Below are 24,187 nucleotides of genomic sequence, written 5' to 3' on the forward strand. Positions count from 1 at the left end.
CTTCTACAGTGGCGTTTTGTTTTTTCAGGCTGTGAAGATCATGTCCAAGGGAAAGGCCCCGGTCACTCAGGCGATCCGGGTATTGCGCGAGCATCATGTCAGCTTTAGCGAGCATGTGTACAAGTACGAGGAAAAGGGCGGCACCACGGTGTCGGCGCGAGAGTTGGGCGTGGACGAGCACTGCGTGATCAAGACCTTGATCATGGAGGACGAGAACAAGCGATCGTTGATCGTGCTAATGCACGGGGACCGCGAAGTGGGCACTGGCATGCTGGCCAAGCAGATCGGCGTCAAGAAGGTGCATCCCTGCGATCCCAAGACTGCGGACAAGCACAGCGGCTACCAAGTGGGCGGCACCAGCCCGTTCGGCACCCGCCATGAGATGCCGGTGTATATGGAAGCCAGCATCTTGGAGTTGGAGCGCATCTATATCAACGGCGGCAAGCGCGGCTTCCTGATCGGCATCGATCCCAAGGACGCCGAGCGGGTGCTGAAACCGACTCTAGTCAACGCAGCGGCTTGAGTTCGGGGAAGTTGCGCTGGTAGATGGCGCGAAGGCTGCCGTCGGCCTGCATTGCTTGCAAGGCTTGATCGATTGCCGGCCGCAGCTTGGCGATGTTTGGGTAGCTGCGTGAATACATCAGGGACAGCGCGGTGGCTTTGTCCAGCGGCGTGGGAATGTAGGCGAAGTCGCGCTCATGGCCAGTGGCCTGGGTGCGGATCAGGAATAGGCCGCGCTCCAGCGTCAGCGGCGCCAGGTCCAGGTGGCCGGCGCGCAACAGCCTGATCGCGTTTTCCTCGTCGTTGGTGTTCAGCGTATTCAAGTGGTATTGCTTGAACAGCGGCTGGTACCAATAACCCAGCTGCACGCCGATGCGGTAGGCGTGCAAATCTGCCAGGCTGCGGAAGTCGGCGGGGGGATGGGCGAGCCGGGGCTTGTAATAGAAGAAGTAGCTGCTGCTGTGGATTAGCGGCGGGGAAAAGTCGAAACTGAGCGCGCGTTCCGGCGTCGGCCGATAGGGAAAGGCCGCCGCGGCGCGGCCGGCCTTGATTTCGGCTTCCGCGCGAGGCCAGCTCATATAGTGAAAACGTGCGATATAGCCGGCGCGCCGGCAAGCTTGGCGCACCATGTCGGCGAAGACGCCGTCGGCGGTGAAGCTGCGCGACACATAGGGCGGCCACTCGCCCGTAGCGAAGTCTATCGCCGGTGTTTCGGCGCGGGCGGGCGCGGCCAGGCAATAGAGAACAAGCAGCAGCGGACGCCACATGGCGCGACTCCAGGATCAGGGTGGGAGCATGCTTTGTTATCGCACAGCGCCCACCTCGTCGCCAGCGGGACGGCTACCACCACCAGAACATGAAGCCCCAGGCGGCGTCCACCAAGGCCAGCGCCGCCAACAATGGCATCAAGGCGAGCGCCAGGCGCGGGCCGGAGCTCCAGCGCGCGAGAATGGCGCGCCCCAGCCACAGCGACCACAGATTGGCTCCGGCCAGCAAGGCCAGCCGCGCGTCGTTGGCCCAGAACATCGGCACCCCTTCCGCCTTCAGCAGCGTCACCGTCAGCGCGGACAGGCCAAGGAACACGCCGCAACCGGCCAGCGGGATCAGGCTTTGGGCCAGGTGGTGCAGCCGTTGAGTCCGCCAAGGGCCGGCGATGCGCACGCCGGCGGCCAGGCAGAGCAACAGGCCGCTGCCCAGCGCCAGGGCGGTGGCCAGCACGTAGCTGATTAACGCCGCGCCATCCAGCCAGGAGAACACGTCGTTGTGCTGCGGATAATGAGTCAGCAGCCACCACGGCGCCTCGGTATCCAGCGGCCACAGGATGTCATGATCCACCAGCCATTCCGCCGCCGCCTGTTTCATGGCCACGAACCAAGGGCTCATGGTCCAGTGGAAGGCGCCCATCGCCACCCCCAGCAAGCCATAGACAATCAAGGCGGTTTGCCAGCCATCGGCCTCTTTGGCTGCGACCTTGACCACTTCTTCTGTGGGCGAGCGCAGGCTCAGCTCGATGGCGTCGCGATGGCCGCTGCAGCGGCCGCACATATGGCAGCCGCTGCCGCCTTGCATATGGCGCAGCGGTTGCAGCGGCGCGCAATCCACCGCCTGTATCGGGATGGTTTTGCCTTGCTGCGAGGCTTTCCAGGCGGCTTCGTCCACTCGGTAATACATTGGCGCCAGCTTGGACAGCAGGCCGAACACGCCGTTGACCGGGCACAGGTGGCGACACCAGGCGCGTTTGCCGCGGGTATAGATGAAGCCGACGATCACCGCGGCCACGGTGGAGCCGCCTAGCACCAGCAAGGCGGCCTTAGGGTATTGGTAGACGCTGACCAGTTGGCCATAGATGGTGGTCAGAGCGAAGGCGACGAAGGGCCAGCCGCCCCAGCGCATCCAGCGCGGGATAGGGCGGCCCAGGCCTTTTTGGGCAGCCCACTCGGACAAAGCGCCTTCCGGGCAGAGAACACCGCACCACAGCCGGCCGAACAACACCATGGACAACAGCACGAACGGCCACCAAATGCCCCAGAACACGAATTGGGCGAAGATGGTCAGATTGTTCCAGATCCGGGCGCTGTCTTCCGGCAAGTCCAAGCAGGCCGGCACGATCAGCAGCGCGGCGTAGACCAGCACCACGCCCCATTGCAGCGCGCGCAGCAGGCCGGCGTGATCCCGCAGCCACAAGCCGACGGCGGCCATGAAACCCTGGGCCGTCGGCTGGCGACAGGAACCGCCGGCGCGCGCGGCGACGTCGGCGGAATGGGGAAGCGGCGGGCGGGCGGATTTCATACGGCCAGCGTCTGCTTGCGGTTGCGCCACTGGAACAGCGCCCAGATCGTCGCCCAGAACAGCGCGTAGGCGATCAGGCTCATCAGGGCGGGGTGGGCGCGGTAGCCCGTGAGCGAGGCGATGACGCCGCCGGCCGGGCTCATGTCGTCAAGCAGCGAGGAACTGTCCCACAGCGGGTCGACCAGCGCCGGCAGAATGTCCATCGAGATCAACTTTTCCACGCCGCTGAGGAAGAGCGAAGCGCCCAACAGCAGCAGCATGATTTCGGTGATGCGGAAGAACAAGCGCCAGGACAGATATTTGCCGCCCAGCTGCAATAGATAGAAGGTTAGGAAGGCCAGGCCCAGGCCTATTATGGCGGCAAAGCTCATGCTGGCCAGCGTGGAGCCGTCGGCCTCGGCCAACATGCCGTAGAGGAAGACCACGGTTTCGCTGCCTTCGCGGGCGATGGCGATGGCGGCCAGCAGGGTGACGCCCCACCAGTTGGCATTGCTGGCGTTTTCGCGCAGGCCGGCCTCCAGTTCTTTCTTCAGCGTGCGGCCATGCTCGCGCATCCACAGCACCATGTGCACGATCAGCGCCGCGGCGGTGAACACCATCACGGTCTGGAAGATGTCCTGAGCGCCGGCCATCAGGCTGCTGGCGGCGAACAGGGCCACGGCCAGGCCGACGGCGGCGAGCAGGCCCAGCGCCACGCCGGCCCACAAATAGCGTTTGCCGGCGGCGCCGGCCGGGTTCTGGTTCATCCAGGCATTGAGGATGCCCACGACCAGCAAGGCTTCGACGCTTTCGCGCCAGACGATGAATAGGACTTGTCCCATGAGGTCTACTCCTGAATACGGCTTACACAGCGGATGGGCCGCGTTTACTTGGCGACGATGACGCCTTGGCCGGTCTTCATGTGAAATTCGTCAAAAAACTTGTATTCGCCGGGGGACAGCGGCTGGAAAACCAGGAAGGACTCCGCGCCGGGGCCGAGCACCTTTTCCTTGCGCAGCGGCGTGCTTTCGAATTCGGCCGGGGTCTTGCCGGCATTGATCACTTCAACCTTGAACTTCTTGCCGGCGGGGACCACCAGGCGGGCGGGTGTGAACACGCCGTCCTTCATCACCAGTTTGAACACCGGCATGTCGTCGGCTATGGCCGACATGGACAACAGGCAGGCCGCGGCGGCGGCCAGGGTCAAGGGCGCGAACTTCATCGGAATGGGTCTCCGGATTGAAAACAGCGCAGGCGAAGGCATGCGCTGTCTTATTTTAACGCATGAGAATGGCTTGCGTTTACATTCTCATTCGCATTAATCCTGTTTTTGCAAGAACAACGGGATTAATAGCCGCCTTTTTTGCCGATGCCGGCATAAGTGAATTCGTAGTTCAGTTCAAAGGGCTTGAACCACGGGCCCACGCCGGTTTCCTTGTCGATGTGGCGGCCAAAGTGAGCATGCTGGTTGGCCGACGGCGGCAGGATGGTGTATTTCAGCTTGTATTTGCCCGGGCCTTGCAGCTTGATGTTGTCGCCATAGTGCGGACCGTCGTTGGCCACCATCGGCATCAGATCGCCCTTGAGCACTTCCTTGCCGCCCACCTTGCTCAGTTCATACTTCACCACCAGATAGGGCATCCATGCGCCTTCTTCGAAGCCGTTGGGATTGTTCTTGGTAGCGTGGATGTCGGCCTCCAGGTGGATGTCGGATGCCTCCGCCTTGCGCATCATGCCTTCCGGTTCCATCTTTGTCGGCTGCAGGTAGACCGCGCCGATCTCCATGCCGTTCTTCAGGGCCGGCTTGCCGATCGGGTATTCCTTGGCCATGGCGGCGGCGGAAGCGGTGAGTGCTGCGGTGGCGATAGCCAGTTGGACAAAGCGACGCATATTGTTTCCTTTTGGTTTCAATTGAATAGGGCACTGCTTGGCCCAAGCGGGCCGCTTGGCGGCGAAGGACGCCGGCCTGGCGGATAGGCGCTTTATTCTTGGTTTGCTTGGCCTGCCTAAAAATACTAATGCTAATCATTATCGTTTTCAAACGAAAATGTGTTGTCGAATGTAGCAGATGCGACGCCGGGCGGCGCTGGCCATAGGAATGGCATGCGCCGCGTTGGCGCGCTCGATTGAAAAGACCTTGGAAGCCAGCTTCGCAATGCTTATGCGTCGTTTGCGCATATTGCTTTCCCTGCTGGCTGCTTCTTGCCTAGTGCTTGTTCGCCCGTCTTTGGACGGATTAGTCGTTTTGGGCCGCCAGCAAGCTTAGCTGCCTCAGGCTTTCGTCCAAAATCAGCAACTGCAGCATCTGCTCGGCCAGATGCTCGGCCCCGTTTCGGTAGGCGGCGGCGAAGGTGTCCACCGCCGCGGCGTCGAGCTGGCCGCGGCTGAGCCGCGCCAGACGTTCGCCCAGACCATCCATGCGCGGAGCCAGGCTGGTTTTCAGCCAGCCGGACAGCGGCGGGTTGAAGCCGCGTTTCTTGCGCTGGAAGAAGTCCGCAGGCAGCGCCGGGTGAACGGCGCGGCGGAAGATCAGCTTGGCAGGCTGGGTGAAGCGCTGTTTGCCGTCCACCGCCAGCAGAGTCTGATAGAAGCGGTGGTCCACCAGCGGGGCGCGGCCCTCCAGGCCGTGGGCCATGGTGCACAGGTCGGACTTTTGCAGGATGTAGTCCGGTAGATAATTGGCGAAGTCTATGGCCAGCAAATGATGCAGACCGGCCGGCGCATTGGCCGGCGGCGGACCGATATCGTCCGGCGCGCGCCAGTGGCAGAGTCGCGAGAGCGGCCGGTTGCCTTGCAGGAACAGGCGTTGGCCGGGGGTGAAGCCGGAAAAGCGCAGCGAATAGGCGTCTTGCCAACTCATCGCCAACTCGGTGGCGAGTTTGCCGGCGCCCTTGCCGTCCAGCGAGGGCTGGATCGTCAGCGGCAGCTTGATCAGGCTGCGCCAGCGAGTGCGCAGATGCTTGTTGACGCGCTTGTAGCCAGCCAGCAGCTCATCGCCGCCGTCGCCCAAGAGCACCACTTTGACGTGGCGGCTGACTTCGCGCGCCAGGTACCACGTGGGGAAGCTGGACGGATCGGCGAAAGGCTGGTCGAGGTCGGCGACGATGCGTTCGAAATCGGCCGCCAGATTCTCCGGCATCTGCACCGCCAGATTGGCCAGCCCCATTCTTTGCGCGGAATCGGCGGCGTCGGCGGCCTCGTCCAGCTTGGATCCAGGGAAGGCGGCGGTGAAGCTGCTGAATTGCGTCAACTGTTGCAAGGCCAGCCGGCTGGCGATCACGGTGGAGTCTATGCCGCCTGACAGCAGCACGCCCAGCGGGCGGTCGGCGACGGTGCGCATCGCCACGGCGCGGTCCAGCACTTGAAGCCAGTCGCCGCCGTCCTTGGCTGGCTGCCAGTAGCGCAGTTTGCGCAGGGAGCGGGTGTCCAGGTCAAACTCCAGCCGGTGGCCGTTTTCCAGGCGCTGTATGTGGCTGAACAAGGTGGCGGGCGCCGGGATGTAGCGGTGCGCCAGATAGGCGTCGATGGCGTCGGCGGAAAAGTCGCGCCGCTGGGGCGGCAAGAAGGGCAGCACCGAGCGCACCAGCGAGCCGAAGGCGAAGTTTCCGTCCAGCAGCGAATAGACCAGCGGTTTCTCGCCCATCCTGTCGCGCGCCAGATGCACTTTGCGCTGTTTCAAATCCAGGATGGCGAAGGCGAACATGCCGCGCAGCCGCTGCAGCAGGGTTTCAATGCCCCAGGCCTGGTAGCCGCGCAGGATGAACTCGGTGTCGGAGTGCGTGGTGAAGCGCGCGCCGGCGGCTTCCAGTTCGGCCTTGTCGGCGGCCCAGTCATAGACTTCGCCGTTGTAGCAGATCCAGACCTGAGCATCCTCGCTGGCCATCGGCTGGTTGGCGATGGGGCGCGGGTCGATGATGGACAAGCGCGCGTGCAGCAGCGCGTTGTGGATGTCCCCGTCTGTCGCCGTTTGCCAGTCGGCGTTCAGCCATAATTGATTGGCAGCGTCCGGTCCGCGCCGGCCCAGCTCCGTCAACATGGCCTGGGCGGTGGCTGCGGCGGCGGGGCGTTGAGAGAAGAAACCGGCGATTCCACACATGATTTTCTGTCCGAATGGGCAACGCGCCGGGTAAGCCGCCGAGCGCAGAGCGCTCAGAACCTGCTTACGATCTACTGCGCGTCGGCGATACGGCGTTGAAAACACCTTCGAAATGCTCATGTACCGTGTGTACACTCCGCTTTCTCAGCCGTTTTCGCCTTGTCTCGCCTTAGCTCGCGAGATCGTAAACACGTTCTCAGACGGCACCGCAGGCGCGTTGGAAAAATTGAATGGCCGAAGTATCCGGGCAGGGCGGCGCCAGTGTCAAACCTTGTCGCCGCGCAGATCCGGCAGCAGTGCGGCCACCAAGCCCAGCAGCGGCAGGAAGGCGCATAGCTGATAGACGAATTCGATGCCGTGGCTGTCGGCCAGTTGGCCCAGCACCGCGGCGCCGATGCCGCCGATGCCGAAGGCGAAGCCGTAGAACATGCCTGACACCATGCCCACCCGGCCCGGCAACAGTTCCTGCGCGTAAATGATGATGGCGGGGAAGGCCGAGGCCAGCACGAAGCCGATGCCCAGCGACAGCACGCTGGTCCAGAACAGATTGACGTAGGGCAGTAGCAAGGTCAGCGGCGCGATGCCGAGGATGGAGAACCAGATCACCCGCTTGCGGCCGATGGCGTCGCCGATCGGCCCGCCGAAGATGGTGCCCAGCGCGACCGCTAACAGAAACAAGAACAGATGGAGCTGCGCGGCCTGCACGCCCAAGCCGAAGTGCTTGATTAAATAGAAGGTAAAGTAGCTGGTGATGCTGGCGGTGTAGAAGTATTTGGAGAACAGCAGCACCAGCAGGGCGAACAGCGTCAGCTTCACTCGCGCCGGCGACAACTGGGGCGGCGTTGCGATGGCGGCGGTTTTGGCCTTGCGCTGCTGATGGCTGTACCACTGGCCGATCTTGAACAATACCGCCATCGCCAACAAGGCGGCCAGGCCGAACCAGGCGATGCTGCCCTGCCCCAAGGGGATGACGATCAGCGCAGCCAGAAGCGGCCCGCTGGCGCTGCCGGCGTTGCCTCCCACCTGAAAAATGGATTGGGCCAGACCGGGACGGCCGCCGGAGGCCATGCGGGCCACCCGCGACGATTCCGGATGAAATACCGAGGAGCCTGTGCCCACCAGCGCCGCGGCCAACAACAGCAGGGGGAAGCTGCCGGCGCTGGACAGTAATAACAGGCCGCACAGGGTGGCTCCCATGCCCAGCACCAGCGAGTACGGCATCGGTTTCTTGTCGGTGTAGAGCCCCACCAGCGGCTGCAACAGCGAGGCGGTGCATTGGTAGGTCAAGGTCATCAGGCCGATTTCGGCGAAGCTGAGCTGGTAGTTGCCTTTAAGCAGCGGATAGATCGCCAGCAGCAGCGATTGCAGCATGTCGTTGAGAAAATGGGAGAAACTGATGGCGCCCAGCACACGGAAGCGAGTGCTGTCTTGATCGGGCGTGGCGGCGGTGGCGGTGGTCATGGGCTTGAGAATCATTCAGCTAGTGGGTGAATGTCATACTAGCGAGCAAAATGGCGTCCGTCCTGCCAAAATAAGGCAGTTATCTTTGCAAAAGAGGCATTGTGGCGGACTTCGACCATTTGCATGACTATGACGGCGGCGCGGCCCCGGTGGTGGGCAAGGCGCGTGACTACGCTGCCGGCGGAGTCTCGCCGCGCCACGCCCACCCCACGGCACAACTGCTGTACGCAGTGGAAGGCGTGATGATGGTGACCACCGATCAGGGCCGATGGATCGTGCCGCCGACGCGCGGCATCTGGCTGCCCATCGCCACCTGGCATCAGGTGAATATGCTGAGCAGGGTGCGGATGCGCACGGTGTATGTGCGCGGCGACGCCTTGGCCGGCTTGCCCGAAGAGTGCTGCGTGCTGGCGGTGTCGCCCTTGTTGCGCGAGCTGATTCAGGCCGCAACCGGCATTGCGGTGCCTTACCCGCCGGATAGCCGGGCGGAACGAGTGATGCGTTTGATTCTGGACGAGATCCGCAGCCTGCCGAGCTTGGCTTTGTCCTTGCCGCAGCCGGCGTCGGCGGCGCTGGACCAATTGTGTAGGCAGTTGCTCAGCCACCCCGGCGACGCGCGCGGCGTAGCCGAGTGGGCGGCGCAGGCGGCGATGGACCCGCGCACATTGCAGCGCCGCTTCCAGCGCGAGACCGGGCTGAGCTTCGGGCAGTGGCGGCGACAAGCGCGGTTGATTGCGGCTTTGGAGCGTCTGGCGCGTGGCGCCAGCGTGTTGGAGGTGGCGCTGGATCTGGGTTATACCAGCCCCAGCGCTTTCTCGACGATGTTCAAGCGCGAATTGGGCGCGTCGCCGAGCGCTTTCTTCGATGCGCAGCAGCTTTAGAACGGGGCGGCCAGCCTCAGCGCAATCTCAGCCAGCCGGCGCCCCTGCGCCAGCGCCAGCTGTTTCTCGTCGTCGCTGATGGCTTGTTCGTTGCGCACGCCTGAGACATGGCTGACGCCATAAGGCGTGCCGCCGGTGCTCGTGCGGGTCAGCGCGGTTTCCGTGTAGGGCAGGCCCACCATCAGCATGCCGTGGTGCAGCAAGGGCACCATCATGGTCAACAGGGTGGATTCCTGCCCACCGTGCAGCGAGGCGCTGCTGGTGAACACGCAGGCGGGTTTGCCGGCCAGCGCGCCTTGCATCCATTCCGGGCTGGTGCCGTCCAGAAAATATTTCACCGCCGCGGCCATATTGCCGAAGCGGGTGGGGCTGCCCAGCGCCAGGCCGATGCATTCGACGAGATCCGCGGCCTCGACATAGGGCGCGCCGGCCTCGGGGACGGCGGCCTCGGTGGCTTCGCAGACCGCGGACACCTTGGGCACGGTGCGCAGCCGGGCCTGGCAGCCGGGCACGCTTTCAATGCCGCGGGCGATCAGCCGGGCCAGTTCGCGGGTGGCGCCGTGCTGGCTGTAGTAGAGCACCAAGAGGTCTTGCATGGGTTTGGGGCCTTCTTTGTGAGATCAAAAACGATAGGTCGCGCGCCGCCGCGCAAGCGGATGCATGATAAAGCAACTCTGTGCGGCTTGCCTGATCCGCGCTTTGCCATTATTTTGCCGAGATGCAAATGAGTCGAATCGAACCGTATCTGGGCTTTGCGCGCTTTCTTGCCCGGCGCATGGGCAGTCATCGCGTCGCGCAAGTGTCCGGCAGCCTGACCTTCACCACGCTGTTGGCGTTGGTACCCTTGTTCACCATCGCCTTGACGGTGATTTCCGCGTTTCCGGTATTCTCGGATCTGAGCACCCGTTTCAAGATCATGCTGTTGTCCACGCTGGTTCCGGAGTTCGCCGGCAAGGTGATTACCGTCTATATGCGCCAGTTCGCCGACAACGCGGAGAAGTTGACCGCCGCCGGCATTGTGATGCTGGGTGTGACCGCGTTGATGCTGATGTCCACCATAGACCGTACTTTCAACGCCATCTGGGGCGTGCGCCGCGGGCGGCCGTTATTGCAGCAGAGCATGGTGTACTGGACGGTGCTGACGCTGGGGCCGCTGGTGCTGGGCGGCAGCCTGCTGGCTTGGCGCAGCCTGTTCAAGGTCAGCAAGTTCGATCACGCGCTGCCGGTATTGGCCAATATGGTGGAAGCCGGCGGGTCCATCTTGCTGACTGCTCTGGTGCTGTCGCTGTTGTACCGCATCGTGCCCAACCGTTTTGTGCCGATCAAGCACGCCAGCGTGGGCGCCTTGCTGACCGCGATCTTGCTGGAGGCCACGCGCGCCTTGTTCGGCTTCTACATCGGTCAGGTGGCCAATTACCAATTGGTGTACGGGGCCTTCGCCAGCATCCCGATTTTCCTGTTGTGGGTGTATTGCCTGTGGATGGTGGTGCTCAGCGGCGCGGTGTTCACGGCATCGTTGTCTTATTGGGAGGGCGACGCATGGCGGCGTCGCTTCGAGCCTAGGCGGCGTTTTCTCGATGCGGTGGAGGTGTTGCTGCTGCTGGACGAGGCGCAGAACCGAGGCGAACTGCTGAGCCCGGTGCAGTTGCGCAGCCAGGTGAAGGTGGGCTACGACGAGCTGGGCTGGGTGCTGGACATGTTGAGCTCCCGCGGGTTTGTTCAGAAAAGCCAGCGCGACGGCTGGGTGCTGGGCAAGAAGTTGTCGGCCATCTGCATGGTGGAGCTGTTCGAATTGTTCGTTTATCGCAGCGACAACTACCGCGACGACGATGTCGGCGCCGGCGTGGAAACCCTGTTGGGGCCGATGACGGCCGAGCTTCAGTCCGTGACGCTGGAAGATTTCGCCCGCCGCGTTGGCCGGAAATAATCGCGGTTGGCGTAGAAGGCCGGATCTTCATTGTCCGGCCACCAGCCGGGAATGCCCAGCAGCGGCAGCGGCCACAGCGAGCGCGGGGCCGGCATGAAGTCGTCGTCGTCCAGCCGTCGCGCCAACTCCGTGTCCAGATGGTGCCGCCGGCAAGCTTCGTCCCAGTGGAAGAAGGCTTCCGGCACCGCCAGCGGCAGCGCCTTGCCGCACCAGCCGATATGCGGCCGCAGGCCGACCTCGAACAGCGCGTGGCCGATGGCGTGAACGCCGATGCGACGGTCCCAATCTTGGCGATGTTCCAAAAACAGACGCTGCCATTCCATATCGTCCAGCATCCGGCTGAAAGCCGGGTCGGCGACGGCGACGATGACGCCGCATTCGTCCAACAGCGTGGCCGCGTCGCGCAGCGGGCCGCGCTTGGTCTCTCCGCGGGCGATGGCGCGCAGGTGGCGGCGGTTCAGCGCCTGTTTGCTCCGCGGCCAAGCCAGCCAGGCCAAGGCGTTGAACCAATCGTGCCAGTTGCCGCTGCGGGTGGGGATCTCTCCGGTGTGGCCGATGTGCATCTCGTAATAGGCTTCCGGCTCCAGATCGCAGGCAAAGCGCAGTGCCGGGGGCAGCGCGTTCGGGCGTTGTTGCCGGTAGCGCAGCAGCAGCAGGTCGTAGTCCTCTTGCTCCGGCCAGGAGGCGGGAGCGATCAGCTCGGCGGCGTCGCGTACGGGCCGATATAGAGGGTGGGAGAGATAGTCGGTTTGCCAGGCGCTCACGGTGGACATCTTGGAAAAAGATTCAGGCCGGCATTTTAGCGCAATAGCAGCAATTCCTCGCCGCTGATGCAGTTGCGGCCATTGTTTTTGGCCTGGTACAGCTGTTTGTCCGCCCGGCCCAGCACTTCGTCGATTTCAGTCTCGTCGGCGCGCAGCATGGCGACGCCTATGCTGACCGTGTATTGCAGAGTGCCGGTCTCGCCGTCCGGCAAACGGGCTTCCGCGACGACGCGGCGCAGGCGCTCTGCCGCCAGCAGCGCGTCTTCCATCCGCGTGTCCGGCAGCACCGCGGCGAACTCCTCGCCACCCAGGCGGCCGCAAATGTCGGTGCTGCGCAGCACGTTGCGGCAGCTTTGCGCGAAGTGGACGATGACTTCGTCGCCCTTGGCGTGCCCATGACGGTCGTTGATGTTCTTGAAGTGATCCAAATCCATCATCAGCACGGTCAAGGACAATTGATAACGCCGGTTGCGTTCGATTTCGCGGCTGGACAGCGCGATGAACTGGCGGCGGTTGCACAGGCCGGTCAGTTCATCCAGTGTGGCGAGCTGATAGAGTTTCTTTTCGTGAGCGTCGCGCTGCAGCGCGATGGCGATCAGGTGGGTGCTGCGTTGCGCCAACTGCAACTCTTCCGGCTCGGGTTGGCGCGGATCCGGGTGATAGATGGCGAAAGCGCCGAGCAGTCGGCGGTCGCTGGAGAATATGGGCGTGGACCAGCAGGCGCTCAGGCCAAAGGGCGCCACTAGTTCGCGGTAGCTGGCCCAAAGCGGGCTATTGGCAATGTCGTCGACGATGACCAGGCTTTTACGGTGGACGGCGGTGCCGCAGGAGCCGGCCTCCGGGCCCACCGGCACTTGTGCCAGCAGTTTGCGGTAGCTTGGAGGCAGGCTTTGGCCGGCCGCCAGCCCTAAGGTTTCTCCGCTGGCGTCCAGCAGCATGATGGAACAGACGCCACGGTTCAGTTGCGACTCCATCATTCGACAGATCTGGTTAAGCGTGTCTTGCAACGGCGCATTGCCGGCAATCATCTCCATCACCGCGTTTTCTTCTGCCAGCAGACGTTCGCTCTGGCGACTGTGGGTGATTTCGCGCTCCACCGCCAGAATGCTGCGCAGCTCGCCGCCCAGCCCGAATTCAGGGAACAGCCTCACCTCGAAAATAAAGCGCCGGGTGCCCATGCTCAGCTCCAGTTCGAAGCGGCGGGCCTCGCCGCCGGCGATCAGTCGCTCGCACTCCTCTGCAAAACGCGCGCGCGCGGCTTCGGGCCAGGCTTTGTCATGGACGCTGCGGCCAAGGTGCTCTTCGCGCGCCAGCGTTGAGTAGCGGCTGACGCTGCGGTTGATGAATTGGCAGCGCAGGTTCAGATCGTAGCGGGCAATGACGTCTTCCGAGTTCTCCACCAGAGTGCGGAACTCCTGTTCGCGCCGCAGCATCGCGGACTCGGCCAGCTTGCGCGCGGTGACGATCTGGCACAGCGCGTGGATATGGCTGATGCGGCCCACTTCGTCCTTGTGAAACTGGGTGCGTTGCTCCAGCCATTCCCAATGACCGTGGGCGTGACGCACGCGGAACTCCATGCCGCAGGCGCTTTCTTGTCTTTGCTCCGGGTGGCTAAGCAAGGCGGTGAACAGCGAGCGGTCCTCGGGATGAAGCAGCTCCAGCCAGCGGGAAAAAGCCATTCGCTCAGCGTCCGCCGGCAGGCCTAACAGGGCGTGCAGCGTTTGAGGCGCGCCGCGCACTGCTTGGTCGGCCAGGTCGAACTCGAGCAAACCCAGCCGCGCGTCCTGGAGGGCCTGGCGCCAGCCGCTCAGATCGCCGCCGGGGCCGTGGACGAGGGATGGTGTTTGCAAGCGCAACAAAAGATGGCCGGGGAGCGGGCAGGGCAGGGGAAAGGCCAGTAAATCGGCATGGGCCGCTAGCAGGCCGTCGCGATGGCCGGGGTGGGCCGGGTCCAGCAGCAGCGCGAGGTCGTGCCGGCTGAAACCGTAACTGGTCAGCACGCCGTCTTGGCGCGAGGGCGCCGGCGCGTAGTCGGAGACGGCGAGAAGACGGCCGGCGGCGTCGGCCAGCACGAGCGGCTGTTGGCTGTCCCGGACCTGGCGGCTGAGCGTGGCCAGCTGCCGCCGGCGTCGCCATGGCGGCAGGCCCAGCAGCGCCAACAAGGGGACGAACAACGGCCAGCCGGCGAGCCAGTCGGGCGTCGCGGCTTGCGCGTAGTCGGCCCCGAACAGGCACAGCGAGCCCGCGGCGGCGAACAGTCGACGGCGCGGACTGGCCCGGCGGCGTAAGGCTGGGTTCAAGCGGTTCTCCGAAGGCGCGGCGGCGCGCAAAGCTGCAATGATGGCACCAGGCGCCAAGCTGGGCGCTTTTCGTAATATTGATAGCATTCCCCAGCGTCGTTTTTATGCAACAAATGCAGTATGCTGCAAACATTGTTGCGGAGCTGGCCAAATGGATTACTTCCCGATCTTCCTTAAATTGCAAGGCGCGTCTTGTTTGCTGGTGGGCGGCGGCGAGGTGGCGCTGCGCAAGGCGCGGCTTTTGCTGTCCGCCGGCGCGGAACTGACGGTGGCGGCGCCAGAGTTGACGCCTGAGTTGGCCGAGATGGCGAGGCAGGGCCAACTGACGCATTTGCGCGCCTGTTTCGAGCCGGCCCAACTGAGCGGCCGGCGTCTGGTGGTGGCTGCCACCAACGAGCGCGAAGTCAACCGCCAAGTTTCCCTGTCCTGTCAGGCCTTGAATATTCCCGTCAATGTGGTGGACGACCCTGAACTGTCCAGCTACATCACCCCGGCCATTGTGGATCGTTCGCCCTTAGTGATAGCCGTGTCAACCGGAGGCGGGGTGCCGGTGCTGGCGAGGTTGATCCGCGGCCGGCTGGAAAGCCTGATTCCCAGCGGGTTTGGGCGATTGGCGCGTTTTGCCGCCGGTTTCCGCGATCGGGTCAAAGCCGGCATTCCCGATGTCGAGCGCCGTCGGGCTTTCTGGGAGTCGGTGCTGGAGGGGCCGTTGGCCGAAGCGGTGATCAACGGCGACGAGGCCGCCGCTGTGCAGGCGATGGAGCGAAGGCTGGAGGACGCCGGCGCGCAGACTGCGCAGGGTGCCGTCTATCTGGTGGGGGCGGGGCCGGGTAATCCGGATTTGCTGACTTTTCGGGCTCTGCGGCTGATGCAGCAGGCCGATGTGGTCTTGCACGACAATCTGGTGGCGCCGGAGCTGCTGGAGCTGGTGCGACGCGACGCCGAGCGCATTTACGTGGGGAAGGCCAGGGCCAACCATACGCTGCCGCAAGGCGACATCAACTTATTGATGGTGGAACTGGCGCAACAAGGCAAGCGGGTATTACGGCTCAAGGGCGGAGATCCGTTCACCTTCGGTCGCGGCGGCGAGGAGATCGAGACGCTGGCGGCGCATGGCATCGCTTTCGAGGTCGTGCCCGGCATCACTTCCGCCAGCGGCGCGGCGGCGTATGCGGGCATACCGCTGACCCATCGAGATTACGCGCAGTCGGTGACCTTCGTTACCGGCCACAAGCAGGACGGCAGCATTCACCTTGACTGGCCCGCGTTGACGCGGCCGGCTCAGACCGTAGTAGTCTACATGGGGGTGTCCACTGCTCAGGAGCTGTGCCTCGCTTTCATCAAGCATGGCAAGCCGGCTACGACGCCGGCCGCAGCGGTGGAGTGGGCGACCACTGAGCGGCAGCGAACGGTGGCGGGCACGCTGGGGGATCTGCCGGAACTGATGTCCAAGCATCATATCGCCTCGCCCGCCTTGATCATTGTCGGCGAGGTGGTGGGGTTGGCGGACAAACTGGGCTGGTACCGGACCCGAGTCTGTTGACGTATGTTTTACCGTTGCGCTGGCCGAGAAAAGCGCGCTATACAAGGCGGAAGGCCCCGGGGAAATGAGATGTCGGCAGGCCCTTGGGGAATACTGCTGATACAATGGCGGACTGACGTGTTGATCAACCTTTTTGCTTCAGTGTCCCGGCTCCGCGCCGCCGACGCTGCCAACATGAAGAATCAGGCATGGTAGGTGTATTGATAATCGCGCATGGCGACTTGGGGCGCAGTCTGGCGGATTGCGCCAGGCATATCCTGGGCCGAGAGCCGGAAAATCTGGCATTGATGGCGGTCGACAAGACCGATGACCCGGAAAGCAAGCAAGCCGAAGCCCAGTTGTTGGTGGACAGGCTGGACGCGGGAGACGGGGTGGTGATTCTGACCGATATGTATGGCGGCACGCCGTCCAATATCGCCAGCCGGCTGATCCGCCCGGGACGGGTGGAGGCGGTGGCCGGGGCGAGTCTGCCCATGGTGGTCCGAGCCTTGTGCTATAGCAGCCAGCCGTTGGAAATCGTCGTGAGCAAGGCGATCACCGGCGGCCTGGAGGGTGTGCTGTATATTATTCCGGGGGAAGGCAATGCTGCGAATTGAAGTAGAAATCATCAACAAGCTCGGCCTGCATGCCCGCGCCTCCAGCAAGTTCACTCAGCTGGCCAGCCGCTACAAAAGCGATATCTTCATCGCGCGCAACAATCGCCGGGTCAACGGCAAGAGCATCATGGGCGTGATGATGCTGGCGGCGGCCAAGGGGGCGACCGTGGAGTTGGAGGTGAGTGGGGAGGATGAGCAAGTGGCGTTGGACGCCCTGGTGGCCCTGATCAACAACCGATTCGACGAAGCCGAATAAGCCGGAGCCTAAGGACGGGACGATGAGCATCATCCTGCACGGGGTGGCCATAGGCGGCGGCATTGCCATTGGCCGCGCCCATTTGATTTCGCGCAGCATGGACGATGTCGCGCACTATCTGCTGGAAGACGAGGAAGTCCCGGCGGAGTTGGCGCGCTTTGACGAAGCCATCCGCGACACCCGCAAAGAGCTGGAAATGTTGTGGGGCAGCATTCCGGAGAACGCGCCCGCGGAGCTGGGCGCTTTCCTGTCTTTGCACATCATGCTGTTGGGCGACGTCACCATCTCGCGCGAGCCGCGCGAAATCATCGAAAAACAGCGTTGCAACGCCGAGTGGGCGTTGAAGCTGCAATGCGAGTCCTTGGTCGAGCAGTTCGACGCGATCGAGGAAGATTATCTGCGCGAACGCAAGAACGATGTGCTGCAAGTGGTGGAGCGCATCTTCAAGAACCTGGACGGCGACGTGCCGCAACTGCCGGCGCCGGAAGACCTGGTCGACGACCACATTCTGGTGGCGCATGATCTGTCGCCGGCCGATATGGTCTATTTCAAGGACTCCAACTTCGCCGCCTTCGTCACCGATGTCGGCGGGGCCACTTCGCATACCGCGATTTTGGGACGCAGCCTGGATCTGCCGTCGGTGATCGCCTTGCATCACTCGCGCGAACTGATCCGTGAAGACGAGTTGATCATCGTCGACGGCCTGCAAGGCGTGGTGATCATCAATCCTGACGATTTGGTGCTGGCTGAGTACCGCCGCCGGCTGCGCGCCTGGCGCGACGCCCGGCGCAAGCTGTCGTCTATCCGCAAGTCCAACGCCAAGACCCAGGACGGCACCGCGATCGAACTGCTGGCCAATATCGAGCTGCCGCAGGACGTGGAAGACGTGCGCAAGTCCGGCGCGGTGGGCGTGGGCCTGTTCCGCAGCGAATTCCTATTTCTGGGCCGCGACACTTTGCCGGACGAGGATGAGCAGTACGAGGCTTACCGGCATGTGGCGGAAACCATGAAGGGTTTGCCGGTGACCATCCGCACCATGGATTTAGGCGCGGACAAGAACCCGAAATGGCTGAACCACGCGGTGGCGGACAATCCGGCGCTGGGCCTGACCGGCATTCGACTGTGCCTGGCCGAGCCGCTGATGTTCCGCGCGCAATTGCGGGCGCTACTGCGCGCCTCGGTGCACGGCAAGATCAAGGTCTTGTTTCCGATGGTGAATTCGCTGCCGGAGTTGAAACAGGCGTTGGCGCAGTTTGAATACGCCAAGCAGGAGCTGCGCGAGGAGAAGATCGCCTATTCGGAAGAGATCGAAGTGGGCGCGATGATTGAAATTCCGTCGGCGGCGCTGGTGGTGGGCAGTTTTCTCAAACATATCGACTTCCTGTCGGTGGGCACCAACGATTTGATCCAGTACACGCTGGCGATCGACCGCAATGACGATTCGGTCAGTCATCTGTACGATCCTATCCATCCGGCGGTGTTGAAACTGATCCTGCACACCATCAAGGCCGGCATCAAGGGAGGCGTCCCGGTGTCGGTGTGCGGAGAGATGGCCGGCGACGCCAGGCTGACGCGTTTGCTGCTGGGCATGGGCCTGCGCAAGTTCTCCATGCATCCGGCCAACCTGCTGGCGGTCAAGCAACAGGTGCTCAATACTCACCTGGATCAGATCGCGCCGATTGCGGCGCGCATGCTTAGAACCGAAGACCCTGATAAAATCGCCGATCTTTTGCAACAACTGAATGCCGAGCCGGGCGCCTGATCCGGCTTTTTCCTTTCTTATGCTGAACGATCCCATCGACCTGAACGCCGTGCGGCGGGTGCTGGTCATCAAGCTGCGTCACCATGGCGACGTGCTGCTGACTTCGCCGCTGTTTTCCGCGCTGCAGCAGCAGGCGCCGCATCTGGAGATCGACGCGCTGGTCTACCATGACACCCGGGAAATGCTGAGCCTTCACCCGGCGATTGCGCAACTGCACACCATAGACCGCCACTGGAAAAAACTGGGGCTGCTGGGCCAGTGCCGCGCCGAGTTGGGCTTGCTGAGCCGTTTGCGAGCCCGTGGCTATGATCTGGTGATCACGCTGACCGAGCATAATCGCGGGGCCTGGCTGGCGCGCTTGCTCGCGCCGCGCTGGTCGGTGGGGCCGCAGGGCCCTTATGGGCGCTTTTTCAAGAAGAGCTTTACTCACCGCTATCTGCAGGTGCCGGGCAACCGCCGCCACACCATTGAGATCCATTTGGATGCTTTGAGGCGGATCGGCGTTTATCCGAATGAAAGCCTGCGTGAGCTGGTGCTGGTGCCGGGGCACAACGCAGAGGCCACGCTGGCGGCCAAGCTGGCCGAGCGCGGTTTGCGACCGGGCGCGTACATTCTGGTCCACCCGACCTCCCGCTGGTCGTTCAAGAGCTGGCCGGTGGAAAAAATGAGCGCGCTGATCGACGCCTTGAGCGCGCGCGGCGAGCAACTGGTGCTATCGGCCGCGCCGGGCGAGGAAGAAATGGCGATGATCGCCGACATCGAGGCACGGCTGAAGCGACCGGTGGCCAGCCTGGCCGGCGCGTTGAGCCTGAAGGAGTTGGCGGCGGCGATAGATCAGGCGCGCTTGTATATCGGCGTGGATTCGGTGCCCATGCATATCGCCTCGGCGATGAAGACGCCTTGCGTCGCCTTGTTCGGTCCGTCGGGGGATGTTGAATGGGGCCCGTGGCAGGTGCCGCACCGGGTGGTGTCGGAGCCTGTGCCCTGTCGCCCCTGCGGCAACGCCGGCTGCGGCGGAGGCTGGCAGAGCGAATGTCTGCAGCGCATCAAAGTGGACGCAGTGCTGGCGGCGGTGGACGCGGTCTTGAAGGAGAGCGCATGAAGCGGCTGGCGATTATCCGGCAGAAATACAACCCGGCGGGCGGCGCGGAACGCATTGTCAGCGCCATCGTCAAGCAATTGCAGGCCGGTGGCGAATTCAGCCCGTTGTTAATCAGCCGCAATTGGGAAAGCCTGCCGGGCGTGGACACGGTGAGGGTCAAACCATTCTATCTGGGCAGTGTTTGGCGCGACTGGAGTTTCGCCCGCGCCGCTCGCGCCGCGTGGCGGCAAGCCGGCGCCGACCTGGTGCAATCGCACGAGCGCATTCCCGGCTGCCATGTGTTTCGCGCGGGCGACGGCGTACACGCCGCCTGGCTGGACGCGCGGCTGGAAGGGGCACCCTGGTGGCGACGGCTGAGCACCTTTTGTAATCCTTACCACCATTTCATGCTGCGCACCGAGCGGGCGATGTTCCAGCATCCGGCGTTGCGGGCGGTGATTTGCAATTCGGAATTGGTGCGCGACGACGTGGTGGGCCGTTTCGGCGTGGACCCGCGGCGCTGCACAGTGATCCGCAATGGCGTGGATAGCGATTTTTTCAATCCGGCGGCGGCGCGCGAGCAGCGAGAAGCGCTGCGCGAGCGATACGGCATTCCACAGACGGCGCCGGTACTGGTCTATGTGGGCTCCGGCTTCGAGCGCAAGGGCGTGGCGCAGGCGCTGCGCGCCATCGCGCCCCATGCCGCCGTGCATTTGGTGGTGGTGGGCGGCGACAAGAAGCTGGCGCGCTATCAACGGCTGGCTACGCAATTGGGCGTATCCGAGCGGACGCACTTTACCGGTCCGCAGCGCGATGTACGCAGCCATTACGGACTGGCGGACGGTTTCATTCTGCCAACGCTGTACGAGCCGTTTGGTTCGGTGGTGATTGAAGCGATGGCCTGCGGCTTGCCGGTGTTGACCAGCACGCGTTGCGGCGGTGCCGAGTTGCTGGAGCCGGGTGTTACCGGCTGGCTGGCCGAGGCGGGGGATGCGGCCGCTTGGCAAGACAATGTGGCGGCTTGGCTGGCCGCGCGAGCGGACTGGCCGCGTAGCGGGGAGCTTGCGCGCACACGGGTGGCGGGCTTGAGCGAGAGCAATATGGTGGCACAGATGTTGGTCTTGTACCGGAATCTGTCGTCCGGCGACGGCGAGCGCGGGGCTTGCGCATGAAGGGCTGGCGATGAGGCCGGGACGTTTCCCTGGGCGTTTGCTGATTTTTGCGGCGCTGTTGTTGCGGCTGTCTTGGCAATGGCTGCGCCGCAAACCGGACCCTGAGCGAACGCGCCGGGTATTGATCCTGCATCAGTTTCTGCTGGGCGACGCCTTGATGGCGACCAGCCTGCTGGCCAAAGCGCGCGAGCGCTTCCCCAAGGCGGAGATTGTGCTGGCCTGCCCGCCGGGACAAGCGCCGCTGTATGAAACGCGACCCTATGGGATTCGACCGTTGCCGTGGCAGCCGCGTGATTTTACTTCGATCCGGCGTTTGTTCGCCGAAGAGCGTTTCGACATCGTCTACCTGATGGGCGAAAACCGGCTGAGTTTTCTGGCGCGCGCGATTGGAGCCCGCTGGATAGTGGGCTTTGCAGGGGAAGCGCCGCTTTACAAGAATTGGCTGCTGGACGAGGCGGTGCCGTACGCCGGGGAGCCTGAAGCCTGGACCGATACCGCCGCGCGCTTGATCGACGGACCCGAACCCAGGCCGTTTCGTTTACAGGATTGGCCGACATCGGCAGAGAGCCTGCCATCGTTGCCGGCCCGTTTCGTCGTGCTGCATGTTGGCGCGAGTTCGGCAACCCGCTTCTGGCCGGCATCCAGTTGGAACCGGGTCGCCGCGGCTGTCCGGGCTTGCCGGTGCGTGGTAGTGTGGTCATGCGGGCCAGGGGAGCAGCATTTGCTGTCGGCCATAGAAGTGGGGCCGGATGACCTTGTTATGGCAGGCACGCTGAGCCTGGCGCAATTGCGTGATGTTTTGAGTCGTGCCAAAGCCTGCGTATGCCCGGACACTGGCATTGCGCATCTGGCCAAAGTGGCGGGCACGCCCTTGCTGATGCTGTTTGGACCGGGCAGCGAAACCTTGTTTGGCGCGAGCCGGTTTTTCGCCGGCTTTACCTGTGTTGGCGTCGGCCCTGCATGGTTTCCTTGCCGCAATCAGCGCAGCGTGCATTATCGCGACGTGGATTGGGCTCTGCGTTGTTTTAGAAAATTTGGAAATCAGGCCGGCGAATGCCGCCAGGCGCAGTGTATGGCTGCGATACCTGTCGGGCAAGTGGCCAAGACTTTGGAAAAACTTCTGCATGAATAATCATCTGGGTTGTGAGTCGCGCTGGCATGGCCGCTTGGCCATCGGTCTGTCCTTGGCGTTTTTGACCTTGGCGAATGTGTCCCACACGATTGCGTTGCGCTATGTGATTTTGCTGGTGATGCTGATCCTAGTGGCGAAAAACCATGCCGAACTCAAAAGCTGTTGGCGCGACCAGCGTGGGCCACTGATGGCCATGGGCGCGTTCTTGCTATACGCGTTGTTTCACACCCTATTGCTTTCAATGTGGCCGGAAGCTTCCGCCGGCGAGTTCCGCAGTCAGTTATTGATGGGGGGGGTGTGGTTTGCCACGGGTCTAGCCTTGTTCCATGCGCCTCGGCGCTGGACGATTTCCGACTTGGTCATCGTCGCCGGCTGTGTATTGGCCTTGGCCGAGTTTATCCGTGGTGCGTATGTCTATCTGACTACGGGCCTGTGGCCGTTCAATAATGATGTGTTCACCACCGCCACCAAGCTGGAGTTCACCTTCTTCATGAATTTTGTGCTGGCCTTCATTGTGGCCGCGTTTTGTTTCGGGCAACGTGGGCCCCAGCCGCTCACATTCTTTCCTCGCTGGGCGCTGTGCTTGGCCGCGGCTTTGATTCTGTTTGTCAGCCTCAAAGCGGGCGCGCGCAACGGCATGATTGGTATCATTTATCTGATGCTGTCCATGCTGCTGGTTTATTCAGTGTTTGAAGGCGTGAAAATTGGGTGGGGCAAAACCCTGCTTATTGCCAGCCTGGTCTTGGCTGCCTTGGGAAGCCTTGCCGCATATGCGATCAAGCAAGACAGTCGAAATCAAATATTTTTTGAGTCGGCGACCGCGGGTTGGCATTATGCAGACACCAAAGCTTGGCTGCGTGTAGCGCCGCTACCCAAGTTGTCTAATGGTGTGATTGTGGATGGCTCTGCTTATGAGCGAGTAGCCTGGATTCATAGCGGTCTTGACCTCATCGCGGCCAAACCCATCGGCTATGGCTATAGCCGCAACGCCTTCACCAATGCTTTGACTGCGACGGGTCATCCCAATCAGGTTGGTCACAGTCACAGCGGTTTCATCGATCTGGGTGTGGGCTTGGGCGTGATTGGTATCGCGCTATGGCTGGCGTTTTGCGGCGTGCTGATCTGGACCGGGTATCGGGCCTTCTGTCTTCGGCGCGATACGCTGGGGCTGGTGTTGATGTTGGTCACTTGCGGTTTTCTTGGGCGCATGTTGCTGGAAAGCGTGAACAAGGATCATATGCTGCATATCTTCCTGTTCACCGCCGCCGCCTTGTTGGCGGAGCTGAGACAGCGTGAGAAAGACGCCGCGCATGCGTGATTGGGTGCTGTTCACCGAGTCCTCCCCCAATGTGGGTGGGCAGGAACTGCAACTGATGCAGCAGATGCGCCTGCTGGGGGAGCGCGGCTTTCGCCCGGTGCTGGCCTGCCGACCGCAGACGCGGGTGATGGAGGTCGCGCGTCAACGTGGGTTGGAGGTGTTGCCGCTGCGTTTTCGCAACAGTCTACATATGCCTTCGATCTTGGCCTTGAGCGCCTGGATGCGCCGTCATCGTCCGCGGCTGGCCATCTGCCATAGCGGCCACGACAGTAATAATCTGGCCATTGCCGCGCGGCTGATGGGCCGTGACCGGCCTTTCCTGCTTCGCTCGCGCACTTATCAATCCGGCCAGGCTTCGGCTTGGAGCTATAACCAGCTGATGGACGCAACCATGTTGCCCAGCGCTTATCTCAAGCGTTGTTTGCTGGAGAATCCGGCGATCCTTCCCGAAAAGCTGCACGTGGTCTATCCCGGCATCGATTTCAACGTTTTGGATCAAGCGGCCTCGTTGCCTTTGCCGGCAGAGCTGGAGCAGTGGCTGTCCCGTTCTTCCGGTCCTTTGCTGGTGCAAGCGGCGATGCTGCGCGGGGAAAAAGGGCATAGGACGGTGTTGGCCGCCTTGGATTTGCTGCGTGACAAGTGGCCGGACGCGCGTTATTTGATTGCGGGAGAAGGGCCGGAGCAGCAGGCGATCACGGAGCTGGCGCGCAGCTTGGGCTTGCAGGATAGGGTGTTGCTGGCCGGCGTGGTAAGTCCGGTGGCAGCCCTACTGGCACGCGCCGATCTGGTGTTGATGCCGTCGAGCTACGAGCCCTTGGGCATGTCTCAGATCGAGGCGCTGGGCCTGGGCGTGCCGGTGATCGCCAGCGACACCGGAGGCATTCCCGAGACCATGAGCCATGGCGAGACCGGCATGTTGGCGCCGCCGGGAGACGCCCCCGCCTGGGCCTCTGCGATTGATCTGGCGCTGAGCCAGCCGGCAATGATGAAAATTTGGGCCCAAGCCGGACGCGCCGATGTGCGTTCGCGCTTTGCGCCGGAACAAAACCTGCGGCGCATCCTGGAACTCAGCGGCCTGAGCGCGCCGGGGATGTGATGCTTTGACTGATCACCGCCCCGTGGGTGCGGG

The 24,187-nt window shown here is 63.0% G+C and carries 23 protein-coding genes; 12 read left to right on the forward strand and 11 right to left on the reverse strand.

Going from position 1 to position 24,187, the window contains the following annotated elements:
- The first annotated feature begins 40 nt into the window (after positions 1-40).
- Positions 41-523, forward strand: a complete 483-nt coding sequence (ybaK, locus tag ACUXV1_RS03885) for a Cys-tRNA(Pro) deacylase (RefSeq protein ID WP_446014591.1) — start codon at positions 41-43, stop codon at positions 521-523.
- Here the strand turns inward: ybaK and ACUXV1_RS03890 are convergent.
- The 8 genes from ACUXV1_RS03890 to ACUXV1_RS03925 form a co-directional block, all read right to left on the reverse strand.
- Entirely contained in the window at positions 507-1,268 is a 762-nt protein-coding gene (locus ACUXV1_RS03890) for a substrate-binding periplasmic protein (RefSeq protein ID WP_446014590.1), read from the reverse strand. The genes ybaK and ACUXV1_RS03890 overlap by 17 nt on opposite strands.
- Positions 1,269-1,341: 73 nt before the next feature.
- Positions 1,342-2,790: a 4Fe-4S binding protein gene (locus ACUXV1_RS03895; RefSeq protein WP_446014588.1), complete on the reverse strand. Its 1,449-nt coding sequence runs from the start codon at positions 2,788-2,790 to the stop codon at positions 1,342-1,344.
- Entirely contained in the window at positions 2,787-3,611 is an 825-nt protein-coding gene (locus ACUXV1_RS03900; protein ID WP_043635160.1) for an FTR1 family iron permease, read from the reverse strand. The genes ACUXV1_RS03895 and ACUXV1_RS03900 overlap by 4 nt, the downstream gene beginning before the upstream one ends.
- A 44-nt stretch (positions 3,612-3,655) precedes the next feature.
- Positions 3,656-3,991 (reverse strand): cupredoxin domain-containing protein, encoded by a 336-nt coding sequence (locus tag ACUXV1_RS03905; protein ID WP_019100458.1) that lies wholly within the window; start codon positions 3,989-3,991, stop codon positions 3,656-3,658.
- 125 nt (positions 3,992-4,116) lie between these two features.
- Positions 4,117-4,659, reverse strand: a complete 543-nt coding sequence (locus ACUXV1_RS03910; RefSeq protein WP_043635157.1) for an iron transporter — start codon at positions 4,657-4,659, stop codon at positions 4,117-4,119.
- A 147-nt stretch (positions 4,660-4,806) separates the two neighbouring features.
- Positions 4,807-4,947 (reverse strand): hypothetical protein, encoded by a 141-nt coding sequence (locus ACUXV1_RS03915; protein ID WP_156038908.1) that lies wholly within the window; start codon positions 4,945-4,947, stop codon positions 4,807-4,809.
- Between the two features lie 58 nt (positions 4,948-5,005).
- Positions 5,006-6,865, reverse strand: a complete 1,860-nt coding sequence (asnB, locus tag ACUXV1_RS03920; protein WP_446014586.1) for an asparagine synthase (glutamine-hydrolyzing) — start codon at positions 6,863-6,865, stop codon at positions 5,006-5,008.
- Positions 6,866-7,129: 264 nt separating this feature from the next.
- Positions 7,130-8,326, reverse strand: coding sequence for an MFS transporter (locus tag ACUXV1_RS03925; protein ID WP_081554606.1), 1,197 nt, complete (start codon positions 8,324-8,326; stop codon positions 7,130-7,132).
- 101 nt (positions 8,327-8,427) lie between these two features.
- Here ACUXV1_RS03925 and ACUXV1_RS03930 point away from each other — a divergent pair, with 101 nt between their 5' ends.
- Positions 8,428-9,207: an AraC family transcriptional regulator gene (locus ACUXV1_RS03930; RefSeq protein WP_446014585.1), complete on the forward strand. Its 780-nt coding sequence runs from the start codon at positions 8,428-8,430 to the stop codon at positions 9,205-9,207.
- Here ACUXV1_RS03930 and wrbA read toward each other — a convergent pair.
- Entirely contained in the window at positions 9,204-9,803 is a 600-nt protein-coding gene (wrbA, locus tag ACUXV1_RS03935) for an NAD(P)H:quinone oxidoreductase (RefSeq protein ID WP_194427517.1), read from the reverse strand. The genes ACUXV1_RS03930 and wrbA overlap by 4 nt on opposite strands.
- Positions 9,804-9,931: 128 nt before the next feature.
- Here wrbA and ACUXV1_RS03940 point away from each other — a divergent pair, with 128 nt between their 5' ends.
- Positions 9,932-11,134, forward strand: coding sequence for a YihY family inner membrane protein (locus tag ACUXV1_RS03940; protein ID WP_081554562.1), 1,203 nt, complete (start codon positions 9,932-9,934; stop codon positions 11,132-11,134).
- Here the strand turns inward: ACUXV1_RS03940 and ACUXV1_RS03945 are convergent.
- Positions 11,086-11,907 carry a DUF3025 domain-containing protein gene (locus ACUXV1_RS03945; RefSeq protein ID WP_446014584.1) on the reverse strand — a complete coding sequence of 274 codons (822 nt, stop codon included), beginning with the start codon at positions 11,905-11,907 and terminating at the stop codon, positions 11,086-11,088. The two genes, ACUXV1_RS03940 and ACUXV1_RS03945, sit on opposite strands and share 49 nt — an antisense overlap.
- Positions 11,908-11,933: 26 nt before the next feature.
- Positions 11,934-14,198, reverse strand: coding sequence for a diguanylate cyclase (locus ACUXV1_RS03950; protein ID WP_446014583.1), 2,265 nt, complete (start codon positions 14,196-14,198; stop codon positions 11,934-11,936).
- A 151-nt stretch (positions 14,199-14,349) separates the two neighbouring features.
- Between ACUXV1_RS03950 and cysG the strand changes: the two genes are divergently transcribed.
- The 9 genes from cysG (at position 14,350) to ACUXV1_RS03995 (ending at position 24,154) form a co-directional block, all read left to right on the forward strand.
- On the forward strand, positions 14,350-15,741 hold the full coding sequence (gene cysG, locus ACUXV1_RS03955) for a siroheme synthase CysG (protein WP_043635354.1): 1,392 nt from the start codon (positions 14,350-14,352) through the stop codon (positions 15,739-15,741).
- 188 nt (positions 15,742-15,929) lie between these two features.
- Positions 15,930-16,337, forward strand: a complete 408-nt coding sequence (locus ACUXV1_RS03960; RefSeq protein ID WP_043635143.1) for a PTS sugar transporter subunit IIA — start codon at positions 15,930-15,932, stop codon at positions 16,335-16,337.
- The gene (locus tag ACUXV1_RS03965; RefSeq protein ID WP_019100446.1) at positions 16,324-16,593 is read left to right on the forward strand and encodes an HPr family phosphocarrier protein; all 270 of its coding nucleotides are present in this window, start codon (positions 16,324-16,326) and stop codon (positions 16,591-16,593) included. The genes ACUXV1_RS03960 and ACUXV1_RS03965 overlap by 14 nt, the downstream gene beginning before the upstream one ends.
- A gap of 22 nt (positions 16,594-16,615) precedes the next feature.
- A complete protein-coding gene (ptsP, locus tag ACUXV1_RS03970) occupies positions 16,616-18,355 on the forward strand; it encodes a phosphoenolpyruvate--protein phosphotransferase (protein ID WP_043635140.1) in 1,740 nt (579 codons plus the stop codon).
- A 19-nt stretch (positions 18,356-18,374) separates the two neighbouring features.
- A complete protein-coding gene (gene rfaQ, locus ACUXV1_RS03975) occupies positions 18,375-19,457 on the forward strand; it encodes a putative lipopolysaccharide heptosyltransferase III (RefSeq protein WP_446014580.1) in 1,083 nt (360 codons plus the stop codon).
- A complete protein-coding gene (locus tag ACUXV1_RS03980; protein ID WP_446014578.1) occupies positions 19,454-20,608 on the forward strand; it encodes a glycosyltransferase family 4 protein in 1,155 nt (384 codons plus the stop codon). The genes rfaQ and ACUXV1_RS03980 overlap by 4 nt, the downstream gene beginning before the upstream one ends.
- A gap of 10 nt (positions 20,609-20,618) precedes the next feature.
- Positions 20,619-21,740, forward strand: a complete 1,122-nt coding sequence (locus ACUXV1_RS03985) for a glycosyltransferase family 9 protein (RefSeq protein WP_446014577.1) — start codon at positions 20,619-20,621, stop codon at positions 21,738-21,740.
- On the forward strand, positions 21,733-23,058 hold the full coding sequence (locus ACUXV1_RS03990) for an O-antigen ligase family protein (RefSeq protein WP_446014576.1): 1,326 nt from the start codon (positions 21,733-21,735) through the stop codon (positions 23,056-23,058). The genes ACUXV1_RS03985 and ACUXV1_RS03990 overlap by 8 nt, the downstream gene beginning before the upstream one ends.
- A complete protein-coding gene (locus ACUXV1_RS03995; RefSeq protein WP_446014575.1) occupies positions 23,051-24,154 on the forward strand; it encodes a glycosyltransferase family 4 protein in 1,104 nt (367 codons plus the stop codon). The genes ACUXV1_RS03990 and ACUXV1_RS03995 overlap by 8 nt, the downstream gene beginning before the upstream one ends.
- The last annotated feature ends 33 nt before the right edge of the window (positions 24,155-24,187 follow it).

The organism is Chromobacterium sp. W521 (genome assembly GCF_052805975.1).